The sequence below is a fragment of the Methylobacterium sp. genome (genome assembly GCF_019750675.1).
Taxonomy (GTDB): Bacteria; Pseudomonadota; Alphaproteobacteria; order Rhizobiales; family Beijerinckiaceae; genus Methylobacterium.
The window spans coordinates 1-10207 of sequence record NZ_JAIEOF010000274.1 but is presented as its reverse complement, the minus strand read 5'-3'; the positions used below and the strand labels follow the sequence as shown (position 1 = coordinate 10207).

10 protein-coding genes, 1 tRNA gene and 1 pseudogene are annotated in these 10207 nt (G+C 68.1%); 7 read left to right on the top strand and 5 right to left on the bottom strand.

The features are described from left to right. A pseudogene (locus tag K2X24_RS14170) lies at positions 1-229 on the bottom strand (hypothetical protein); the annotation flags it as partial. Positions 230-485: 256 nt separating this feature from the next. Between K2X24_RS14170 and K2X24_RS14165 the strand changes: the two are divergent. Then, positions 486-635: a hypothetical protein gene (locus tag K2X24_RS14165; protein WP_292499026.1), complete on the top strand. Its 150-nt coding sequence runs from the start codon at positions 486-488 to the stop codon at positions 633-635. A gap of 31 nt (positions 636-666) precedes the next feature. Here the strand turns inward: K2X24_RS14165 and K2X24_RS14160 are convergent, their stop codons facing one another. The 3 genes from K2X24_RS14160 to K2X24_RS14150 all read right to left on the bottom strand — a co-directional run bounded on the left by K2X24_RS14160 (position 667) and on the right by K2X24_RS14150 (position 1683). Further along, positions 667-918 (bottom strand): pilus assembly protein PilZ, encoded by a 252-nt coding sequence (locus K2X24_RS14160; protein WP_292499025.1) that lies wholly within the window; start codon positions 916-918, stop codon positions 667-669. Positions 919-1213: 295 nt separating this feature from the next. Beyond that, positions 1214-1417, bottom strand: coding sequence for a hypothetical protein (locus tag K2X24_RS14155; protein ID WP_292499024.1), 204 nt, complete (start codon positions 1415-1417; stop codon positions 1214-1216). 32 nt (positions 1418-1449) lie between these two features. Beyond that, on the bottom strand, positions 1450-1683 hold the full coding sequence (locus K2X24_RS14150) for a hypothetical protein (RefSeq protein WP_292499023.1): 234 nt from the start codon (positions 1681-1683) through the stop codon (positions 1450-1452). Positions 1684-1884: 201 nt separating this feature from the next. Here K2X24_RS14150 and K2X24_RS14145 point away from each other — a divergent pair, with 201 nt between their 5' ends. After that, complete coding sequence (locus K2X24_RS14145) at positions 1885-2589, top strand: glutathione binding-like protein (protein WP_292499022.1); 705 nt, start codon at positions 1885-1887, stop codon at positions 2587-2589. A 7-nt stretch (positions 2590-2596) separates the two neighbouring features. Here the strand turns inward: K2X24_RS14145 and K2X24_RS14140 are convergent, their stop codons facing one another. Beyond that, positions 2597-3466, bottom strand: coding sequence for an MBL fold metallo-hydrolase (locus K2X24_RS14140; protein ID WP_292499021.1), 870 nt, complete (start codon positions 3464-3466; stop codon positions 2597-2599). A 118-nt stretch (positions 3467-3584) separates the two neighbouring features. Between K2X24_RS14140 and K2X24_RS14135 the strand changes: the two genes are divergently transcribed. The 5 genes from K2X24_RS14135 (at position 3585) to K2X24_RS14115 (ending at position 10207) form a co-directional block, all read left to right on the top strand. Next, positions 3585-4889, top strand: coding sequence for a glycosyltransferase family 1 protein (locus tag K2X24_RS14135; RefSeq protein ID WP_292499020.1), 1305 nt, complete (start codon positions 3585-3587; stop codon positions 4887-4889). 64 nt (positions 4890-4953) lie between these two features. Next, positions 4954-5277 carry a rhodanese-like domain-containing protein gene (locus K2X24_RS14130; protein WP_292499019.1) on the top strand — a complete coding sequence of 108 codons (324 nt, stop codon included), beginning with the start codon at positions 4954-4956 and terminating at the stop codon, positions 5275-5277. Between the two features lie 97 nt (positions 5278-5374). After that, positions 5375-6517, top strand: a complete 1143-nt coding sequence (locus K2X24_RS14125; protein WP_292499018.1) for an efflux RND transporter periplasmic adaptor subunit — start codon at positions 5375-5377, stop codon at positions 6515-6517. A gap of 186 nt (positions 6518-6703) precedes the next feature. Further along, on the top strand, positions 6704-9916 hold the full coding sequence (locus K2X24_RS14120; protein WP_292499017.1) for an efflux RND transporter permease subunit: 3213 nt from the start codon (positions 6704-6706) through the stop codon (positions 9914-9916). 215 nt (positions 9917-10131) lie between these two features. After that, positions 10132-10207 (top strand) — tRNA-Ile (locus K2X24_RS14115).

The following is a 10207-nucleotide window of genomic DNA, read 5'->3' as shown; positions in this document are numbered from 1 at the left end:
GGATCACCCGGAAGGGGCTGGTGTCGCGCAAGACACGGCCAATCAGTTCGGCATGGCCCGCGACCGGTGCGAACACGGCGATCTTGCGCTGGTAGGGATCGCCGCCGGGCGTCGTGGCGGTGCTCTGCGCGTCGGCGAGGTTTTCGCTCAGGACGCACAACCGGCCCTGCTGCACCCGCAGTCCCTGCGCCGCGATCGCGGATCCCGAGACGCTTTCGCTCCCGGCCACCTGCCCTCTCCTTGATCCGACGACGGGCTATCGGTGCCGGTTCGATCCGCAAAACCGCGAAGGAACTGTTAGCGATCACGGTCAATGGGCGGTTAACCACGACGCCCTGGACCGATCGCGCATGGCGAAGCGCGGACTCGCGAACACCGTCGGTTCTCGCTATCCGACCCGGCCATCGCCGATGACCATCCGTCAGCGGCACCGCCGCCTGGGACATGCTTCCATCGCGGTGCCAACCGAACCAAGGGAGCATGGAATGGACGAGGCGAGGTTCCGCGCCCTCGAGGCCCGCATCGACGCCCTGGAAGGCGAGATCAAGCGCGCGCGGAACGACATCCAATGGGCCATCGGCCTGATGTTCGTGGTCCCGGTCGGGCTGCTGATCATTCTGCGGGTGTGGTCCTGAGGCGCGCGCACCGGCCCGTTCTTCCGGCCGCTCAAGCGGTGAAGATGATGCCGAGCTTGCGGCCACGCCGCCACACCACCTTGCAGCTGCGGGGCCGGGCATAGGCGGTCACCGTCAGCGTGAACGCGTCCGGCACCGCCTGGCCGTCCTCGACCTCGATCTGGGCCCCCGTTTCGGACTGGTCCCAGACCAGGCAATCGATCGGAGCAGACCCTGCCTCGGCCACGAGCGATCCGATCCGGAAGGCGTCCGCGCGCCGGGCTCCCCGCCGATTCTCCTCCACGGCACCCTCCTCGATCGATCGACCGGAGCATTCGACGCGAACGACCTTAACGTTCCGCTGCGGAGGGCGACGAAAGACCGACCGTCCACCGAGGGCCGGCGGATCGGCACAGAGAATCGCCCGAGACCGCCTGCGCGCCGCAAAAGCGAAACCTTCGCGACACCGGCCTGCCAGTGCTACCCGGCGTCGAGGATAGGCCGGATGTCAGATCCGGCATGATGCGCGCGGCAACGGCGTCCGATTTCATCGCTTGTCATCGCTCCGAATGCCGGTGGCGACCTTTCAAGACGAGGCTCTAGACTTGTAGATCGACCACGCGGTCCTGTCCCTGGGGCGGCGGCGCACTGGCGGTAGGGGCGGGGGCCGACGGCCGGTCGAGGGCGACGGTGACGGTCTGCGGTTCGGTCTGGTGGCGCCGCGCCGCATCGTTGCGCGCCTGATGCAGGATTTCGGTGGCCCGCACGAGTCCGACCCGGTTCAGGGAAACGGTCAGGGTCATGGTTCGTGCTCCTGCATGGGGAGCCTGCGCAGTCAGGCCAGGATGTCGAGCACGCGACGCTCGGAGTCGAAGGTGGATTTCAGGATGGCGGTGTTCATGTCGATGGCCGCCTTGTCCTGGAGCATCTGGACGGCGGTGGTGGAGAGATCGACCTGGGTCGCGGCCGGCAGGCTCGTGCCGATCGCCGCGATCCCCTCGGCCGAGGCGCCGTAGCGCTGCGTGGCGGCCGCGAGGCCGGCCTGGCTGGCTGTAATCGCCCCGATCATCCCGTCACCTCAACTCACCACCGTGAGGCAAGCACACCAGCCCTGAATCGAGTGTTGCCCGATCGCGCGGCATTCGAACGATCGGCGGGCGGGCGGAGAAGTTTTCCCCAAGCTTGACCCCGGGCGGGCCCGGCACCACGTCGGCCTTCGGCGTCACGGATTGCCCCGATGTCCCGAGACGTGCGCCCCACGGAGAATCCGATGATCGATCTCTATTACTGGCCGACGCCGAACGGCCACAAGGTGACGATGCTCCTCGAAGAGGCGGGCCTCGACTACGCGATCAAGCCCGTGAACATCGGCAAGGGCGACCAGTTCAAGCCGGACTTCCTGGCGATCGCCCCCAACAACCGCATGCCGGCGATCGTCGACCATGCCCCGGCCGGCGGTGGAGCCCCGGTCTCGCTGTTCGAATCCGGTGCGATCCTGCTCTACCTCGCCGAGAAGACCGGGCGCTTCATCGCCCAGGACGTGGCCGGCCGCGCCGAGGTGCTGCAATGGCTGTTCTGGCAGATGGGTGGCCTCGGGCCCATGCTCGGCCAGAACCATCACTTCACCCAGTACGCACCGGAGAAGGTGCCGTACGCCATCGACCGCTACGTCAAGGAGACGAACCGGCTCTACGGCGTCCTCGACCGGCGGCTCGCCGACCGGCCATACGTCGCTGGCGCGGACTACTCGATCGCCGACATGGCCTGCTATCCGTGGATCGTGCCGTACGAGAAGCAGGGCCAGCGGCTCGAGGATTTCCCGAACCTCGAGCGCTGGTTCCACGCCATCGCCGAGCGCCCCGGCACGAAGGCGGCCTATGCCCGCGCCCCGGAGGTCAACCCGGATTTCGGGAAGACCATGAGCGAGGAGGCCAAGAAGGTCATGTTCGGCCAGACAGCCGCGACGCGGGGCTGATTCCCACTCAGCGCCTCAGGGTGTCGAGGGGCACCGGGGCGGCATGCGGGCGGGTCGCCAGCATGCCGTCGATCAGCGCGAGCACCTCGGCCCGGCCGCAATTGGCGGCCGGCTCGAAGGGCGTCCAGGTCTGGGTGAAGTCGAGCTGAGCGAAGACGTCGCGGTAGCGCCGCAACTCGTTGGTGGTCAGCGGCACCCCGCGCACGAAGGCTTTGTGCGCCGAAATGGTCAGCGCCCTGCGAAAATCCCCCGGGTCGAGCTCGAACTTGAGGGCGTCGCCGCAGAACAGGATTTTTCGCGATCGGTCGAACAGCACGGCATGCCCGTCGAAATGGCCGGCGGTGCGGTGCAGTTCGAGGCCGGGCAGGGGCTCCAGGAAATCGTCGTAGGGCCAGGAGACCTGCAGCGCCGCGCTCCAGGTGAAGTCGGCCGCGGGCAAGCAGAGTTCCGGGTCGAAACGGTCCTGCAGCTGCACGAGGGCGCCGTAGGCGTGCGGATGCGAGGAGGAGAGCACCCGCATCCCGCCGAGACCGGCGATGTGCTGGAGCGCCGCCTCGCTGAAGACCGGGCAAGCCTCGAAACCCATGTTCCCGGCCGGCGTCTGGATCAGGTAGGCGCTCGGGCCGATGCCCGAGACGGGATCGTTCCAGAACCGCCAGATCCCGGGCTCCAATTCTTCCCAGTGGCAGGGGAAGCGGCCTTGCGCCTCGCGCTCGCTCCAGAACTGCCAGCCCTTCTGCGGCACCACGTGGCGGGCGTCGAGGCACATCGGGCAGGCGGCGGGGGCCTCGAAATGGCGCTGCCAGAAGCCGCAATTGTCACAGGTGTAGGCGGGCAGGTCGAGGGCGCCGGCAAAGGGCAGGTATCCGGGAGACACTGGGCGTTGCTCGCGTTGGCGGCGTCGGCCGCGGGTAGCCTCGGGCTGAGGCGAGCGCATATAGGCGCGGGGCGTCTGCCGGCCATACGGCCGCGTGCCTGAACGAATCCGGAGGATCATGCCCGTCCCGAGCCTCGCCTTCGACCTGACCCGCCTCATCACCCGCCTGCGGCATGCGAGCCCGAGCGGGATCGACCGGGTCGACCTCGCCTATGCGCGGCACGTCCTGGGCCAGGACGGAGAGCGGTTCGGCCTCGTTTCCACGGCCCTCGGGCCCCGGGTGCTCCCGCGGGCGGAGGCCGTCGCGATCGTCGAGGCCGTGGCGGCCGGCTGGGTCGAGGATCGCGACGCGACGCAGGATCCGGTCTACCGGCGCCTGGCGGCGGCCCTCGGGTCGGAACCGGAGCCCGGCGCGTCGTCGGCTGGCCCCGATCGCGGCCGCGTCGGGGACCGGCGGCGGGTCCAGGCCCGGACCATGGCCACGACCCTGCGCGCGCGTGGCCCCGAGATCCTGCCGCAAGGCACGATCTACCTGCACACCTCGCATCTGCGCCTCGACAAGCCCGGCCGCTTCGACTGGCTCTACGACCGTCGCGACATCCGCCCCGTCTTCTTCGTCCACGACCTGATCCCGATCGACTACCCGGAATACGGGCGCCCGGGGGAGGCGGAGCGCCACCGCATCCGCATGACGACGATCGCGCACCACGCCGCGCACGTGCTGGTCAATTCCGGGGACGTCGGCGCGCGCTTCCTCGCGTTCTGCGCGGCGAACGGCCTCCCGGCGAGGCCCGTGAGCGTGGCGCTGCTCGGCGTGGAGCCGGTCTTCCGCCCACCCGGGGAGGGGCCCGCCTTCACGCCGCACAAGCCCACCTTCGTCGTCTGCGGCACGATCGAGCCGCGCAAGAACCACCTCGCGCTCCTCAATCTCTGGCGCGATCTGGCGTCGCGGCACGGCTCCGCCACGCCCCGCCTCGTCCTCGTCGGCCGGCGCGGCTGGGAAGCGGAGAACGTCATCGACATGCTGGAGCGCTGCCCCGCCATGCGCGCCCATGTCAGCGAGGTGAGCGGCCTCTCGAGCCATGGCCTCGCGGCTCTGCTGCGCTCGGCCACCGCCCTGCTGATGCCCTCGTTCGCGGAAGGCTACGGCCTGCCCGTGATCGAGGCCGCCGCGTCCGGTCTTCCCGTCGTCGCCTCCGACCTTGCGGTCCACCGGGAAATCGGCGCGCCCTTCGCGCATTTCCTGGACCCCCTCGACGGGCCGGGCTGGCGCAGGGCGGTGGAGGACCTCGCGGAACCCGGCTCCCCCCTTCGCCATGCCCTCAAGGAGCGGTTGACCGGCCACGAGGTCCCGAGCTGGACGAATCACTTCGCGACGGTTGACATGGCCCTGCAACGGGCACGTTGTGCCGCTGACGCCTGACGATTATGGATAAGCGTCAGCGTCGTGCCGCCCGTCCGGCAGATCGCGCGTGGAGAATCCGTACATGAAGGTTGTTGGCCTCGACCGGGATACGATCAAGGCCGGCCTCGCCGACCGCTCGTTGTTGGTGATCGACGTGCGCGAGCCCCACGAGTTCGCGCAGGGACACATCCCCGGCGCAGTCCCGCATCCGCTCTCCACCTTCGATACCGGCGCGGTGGCCGCGCTGATCGCGCAAGACGGCCGCAGGCCCGTGTTCTCCTGCATGTCCGGCGTCCGCTCGGTCCATGCCCTGGCGGCCGCCCAGAATGCCGGCCTGCCGATCGAGGAGCATTACGCGGGCGGCTTCAAGGACTGGGCCGGCTCCGGCGAGCCCGTCGAAATCTGAATGCCCATAAATTCCGACGCTCACGTGGACCATGTGTGGCAGCGCACGACATGCCGCGGCGCTGACCTCTAGCTGGCGCATCGTAGGGAATAACCATATGCGTATGCGCTCGACCTTGACCGTCCTTCCAGCCCTCGTCGTCGTGGCAGCGCTGTTCGCGTCGCCCGCCCTGGCGCAGGCGCCCGGCGGGCCTCCGCCGAAGGTCACCACCGCCAAGCCGGTGGTCCGCGAGATCGTCGAGACCGACACCTACACGGGCCGTTTCGACCCGGTCGACATCGTCGATGTGCGCGCCCGCGTCACCGGGTACCTCGAGAAGCTGAACTTCACGGACGGCGCCACGGTGAAGAAGGGCGACCTGCTCTTCGTCATCGACCGGCGGCCCTACAAGGCGGCCCTCGATCAGGCGCAGGCGGCCTTGGTTTCCGCAAAGGCCCGCCTGAACTTTTCGCAGACCGACCTCGACCGCGCCCAGACGCTGAGCAAGTCGGGCAACATCTCCGAGCAGGTCACCGACCAGCGCCGGCAGGCCTCGCAGACCGCGCAGGCCGATGTCGACAGCGCCGACGCGCAGCTGCGTCAGGCGCAGCTGAACTACGACTTCACCGAGGTGAAGGCCCCGATCTCCGGCCGCATCAGCCGGCGCCTGGTCACCGAGGGCAACATCGTCATCACCGACCAGACCCTGCTGACGACGATCGTCTCCCTGGATCCGATCTACTTCGGCTTCACCGTCGATGAGCGCTCGTTCCTGAAGTACCAGGGCAGCCTCGGCATCGGCATGGGTGAAACGCAGAAGGGCAAGGGAGTGCCGATCCGGATCGCGCTCACCGGCGAGGCCAAGCCGACCCGTAAGGGCACCCTCGATTTCGTGGACAACCGGGTCGACAACGCCACCGGCACGGTGCTGCTGCGCGCCACGGTGGAGAACCCAGACGGGTTCATCAAACCCGGCCTGTTCGGCGTCGTCTCGCTGCCGGCCACCAAGCCCTACCAGGGCATCCTCCTGCCCGACGAGGCGGTCTCGGCCAACCAGGACAAGCGCATCGTCTACGTCGTGGCCGACGACGGCACGGTGGCGCTGCGCGAGGTCAAGCTCGGACCGAAGGTCGACGGCTACCGGGTCATCCGCGAGGGCCTGAAGGGCGACGAGAACGTGGTGGTGAACGGTGTCAGCCGCGTGCGCCCCGGCGCGAAGGTGACGGCGGAAGCCTCGACCCTGCCGCCCAGCAAGACCTGATCGGGCAGGGCCTGATCGAGCGGGGTCTGATCGAGCAGGGTCTGGTCGAGCAAGACTCGACCCGGTCCCGAAACGAGACACCCCCGGCCGTTCGCGGGCGGGGAGCGGCCACAGAGACCGCGGACGAAGAAACGGTGCCGCCTCGGACCCGCGCATGCGGGCCGCGCGCGGCGAGAGGTTCAAGCGATGCGTTTTGCCCACTTCTTCGTCGATCGACCGATCTTCGCGTCGGTCACGTCGATCGTCTTCCTCATCCTCGGCTACGTCGCCTACCTGTCGCTGCCGGTGGCGCAGTACCCCGAGATCGTGCCGCCCACGGTGACGGTGCGCGCGAGTTTCCCCGGCGCCAACGCCGAGACGGTGGCGGCCACCATCGCGACGCCCATCGAGCAGGAGGTCAACGGCGTCGACAACATGCTCTACATGACGTCGTTGTCGACCAACGACGGCAACATGCTGCTCACCGTGACCTTCAAGGTCGGCACCAACCTCGATATCGCCAACGTCCTCGTCCAGAACCGCCTCTCGGTGGCCCAGCCGCGCCTGCCGCCGGACGTGCGCAACCTCGGCGTCACCGTGCGCAAGGCCTCGCCGGACCTGATGCTGGTGGTGCACCTGCTCTCGCCGAAGAAGACCTACGACCAGAACTACCTCGCCAACTACATCTACCTGAACATCCGCGACGAGCTCCTGCGCCTCGACGGCGTCGGCGACATCACCATCTTCGGCGGCAACGAGTACGCCGAGCGCGTCTGGCTCGACCCGAACAAGCTCGCCGCCTACGGGCTGACCACCTCCGACGTCATCTCGTCCCTGTCCGAGCAGAACGTGCAGGTGGCGGCCGGCGCCCTGAACTCGCCGCCGGCCGCCACGGGCCAGGCCTTCCAGCTCATCGTGCAGTCGCAGGGGCGCTTCCAGAGCCCCGAGGAGTTCGCCGACGTCATCGTCAAGGCCTCGGACGGGCGCCTCGTGCGCGTGAAGGACGTCGCCCGCGTGGAGATGGGCCAGAAGGACTACACGACGAACTCGTTCCTCAACGACACGCCCGCCATCGGCATCGGCGCCTTCCAGCGCCCCGGCACCAACGCCCTCGACGCCGCCGCGTCGGTGCGCAAGGTGATGGACAACCTCAAGAAGAACTTCCCGCCCGACATCGAGTACCGCATCGCCTACAACCCGACCGAGTTCATCGAGGAATCGATCCACGAGGTCTACAAGACCCTGTTCGAGGCCGTCGGCCTCGTGGTCATCGTGGTGCTGGTCTTCCTCCAGAGCTGGCGCACCGCGCTCATCCCGGTGATCGCGATTCCCGTGTCGCTGGTCGGCACCTTCGCGGCCATGTCGGCCTTCGGGTTCTCGCTCAACAACCTGACCCTGTTCGGGCTCGTGCTCGCCATCGGCATCGTGGTCGACGACGCCATCGTGGTGGTGGAGAACGTCGAGCGCAACATGGCCGAGGGCCTCTCCCCGGGGGACGCCGCGCACAAGACCATGGACGAGGTCGGCGGCGCCGTCATCGCCATCGCGCTCGTGCTCTCGGCGGTGTTCATCCCGACAGCCTTCATCCCCGGCATCACGGGCCAGTTCTACAAGCAGTTCGCGCTCACCATCGCGGCTTCGACCATCATCTCGATGTTCAATTCGCTGACGCTGTCACCGGCGCTCTGCAAGCTGCTCCTCAAGCCCCACCACGCGCACGCCAAGCCGAAGTTCTTTCTCTTCCGCTTCGTCGGCTGGCTTGCCGACATGTTCAACAAGGGCTTCGACTGGCTCTCGAACACCTATGGGCGGATCATCTACGGCCTGACCAACTATGCGATCGGGCTGATCGCGATGCTGATCGTCTATGCGGGCGTCATCGCCGCCACCCTCCACCTCGTCCAGACGACCCCCACGGGCTTCATTCCCGACCAGGACCAGGGCTACCTCATCGGCGTGGTGCAGCTGCCGTCCGGCGCCTCCCTCGACCGCACCACCGAGGTGGTGAACCGAGCGGCGGCGGCGGCCCGCAAGATCGACGGCGTCACGAACACCGTCATCATCGCGGGCTTCGACGGCGCGACCTTCACCAACACCACCAACTCGGGCGTGATGTTCATCACCCTCGCGGGCGCCAAGGAGCGCGCGACGCAAGGGCGGAGCGCGGCGGTGATCACCAACGACGTGATCAAGGCCACCGCCGACATCCAGGAGGCCCGCGTCATCGTCATTCCGCCGCCGCCGGTCCGCGGCCTCGGCCAGGGCGGCGGCTTCAAGATGCAGATCGAGAGCCGGCAGAGTTCGGCGATCGGCCCGCTGCTCGGCGCCGTCGGCGAGGTCTTGGGCAAGGCCAACCAGAGCAACGACGTGCAGCGGGTATTCACCACCTTCGGCAACGACACGCCGCAGCTCTACCTCGACATCGACCGTACCGTGGCGCGCATGCTGAACGTGCCGTTGTCCAACGTCTTCTCGACGGTGCAGACGGCGCTCGGCGGTGCCTACGTCAACGACTTCAACACGCTCGGCCGCATCTATCAGGTCCGCGTGCAGGGCGACGCGCAGTTCCGCGTCTCGAAGCAGGACATCGAGCAGCTGAAGGTCCGCTCCTCCACCGGCGCCCTGGTGCCGATGGGCACGCTGGCCACGATCCGCGAGATCACCGGCCCGCAGATCGTCCAGCGCTTCAACCTGTACTACTCGGTGCCCGTCCAGGGCACGGCGAAGCCCGGCATCTCCACCGGCCAGGCGCTGGACGCCATGGAGGCCATCGCCAAGGACACGCTGCCGGACGGCTATTCCTACGATTGGACCGAGATCGCCTACCAGCAGAAGGCGGCGGGCAACACGGCGATCTACGTCTTCGCGCTCGGCGTGCTCCTCGTCTTCCTCGTGCTCGCCGCTCAGTACGAATCCTGGGCGCTGCCTCTGGCGATCCTGCTGGTGGTGCCCACCGGCGTGCTCGCGGCGCTGTTCGGCGTCCAGTTGCGAGGCCAGGACAACAACATCCTGACCCAGATCGGCCTGATCGTGCTCATCGGTCTGGCCGCCAAGAACGCCATCCTGATCGTGGAGTTCGCGCACCAGCTGGAGGAGACCGAGCGGAAGGGCCCCGTGGCGGCCGCCGTCGAGGCCTGCCGCCTGCGCCTGCGCCCGATCCTGATGACGGCCTTCGCCTTCATCCTCGGCACGGTGCCGCTGGTGATCGCCACCGGCCCCGGCGCCGAGATGCGTCAGGCGCTCGGCACCGCCGTCTGCTTCGGCATGATCGGCGCCACGGTGTTCGGCCTCTTCCTCACGCCCGTCTTCTACGTGGTGATCCGGAACTTCCTGATCTGGCTCGCCAAGAAGCGCGGCAAGGACCCGCACAACACCACGCCGGACAAGCACGACCCGCACGCCACCCCGTCCCACGCCTGAGACGAACCCGAGCCCGGATGCGGATCCCCGCATCCGGGCTTCGCGCTGGCACCCCCATGGATCGGGCCGTCATCCGGGAAGGACAAACCCAATCCCTTGCCGACACCCCCGGGTTCGGGTTAGTCCGATCCCACGCGTATACCCGCGCGGATTGCGTCGCCCGGACGATCTCGGCACACGCAGCCTCGTGAAACGCCAAGCCGACCCCACGGCTCGGGCCTGTAGCTCAATGGTTAGAGCCGACCGCTCATAACGGTCTGGTTGCAGGTTCGAGTCCTGCCGGGCCCACCA

Coding starts and splice junctions, on each gene's coding strand:
- K2X24_RS14165 (WP_292499026.1), top strand. CDS start 486: ATGGACGAGGCGAGGTTCCGCGCCCTCGAGGCCCGCATCGACGCCCTG.
- K2X24_RS14155 (WP_292499024.1), bottom strand. CDS start 1,417: ATGACCCTGACCGTTTCCCTGAACCGGGTCGGACTCGTGCGGGCCACC.
- K2X24_RS14150 (WP_292499023.1), bottom strand. CDS start 1,683: ATGATCGGGGCGATTACAGCCAGCCAGGCCGGCCTCGCGGCCGCCACG.
- K2X24_RS14145 (WP_292499022.1), top strand. CDS start 1,885: ATGATCGATCTCTATTACTGGCCGACGCCGAACGGCCACAAGGTGACG.
- K2X24_RS14135 (WP_292499020.1), top strand. CDS start 3,585: ATGCCCGTCCCGAGCCTCGCCTTCGACCTGACCCGCCTCATCACCCGC.
- K2X24_RS14130 (WP_292499019.1), top strand. CDS start 4,954: ATGAAGGTTGTTGGCCTCGACCGGGATACGATCAAGGCCGGCCTCGCC.
- K2X24_RS14125 (WP_292499018.1), top strand. CDS start 5,375: ATGCGTATGCGCTCGACCTTGACCGTCCTTCCAGCCCTCGTCGTCGTG.
- K2X24_RS14120 (WP_292499017.1), top strand. CDS start 6,704: ATGCGTTTTGCCCACTTCTTCGTCGATCGACCGATCTTCGCGTCGGTC.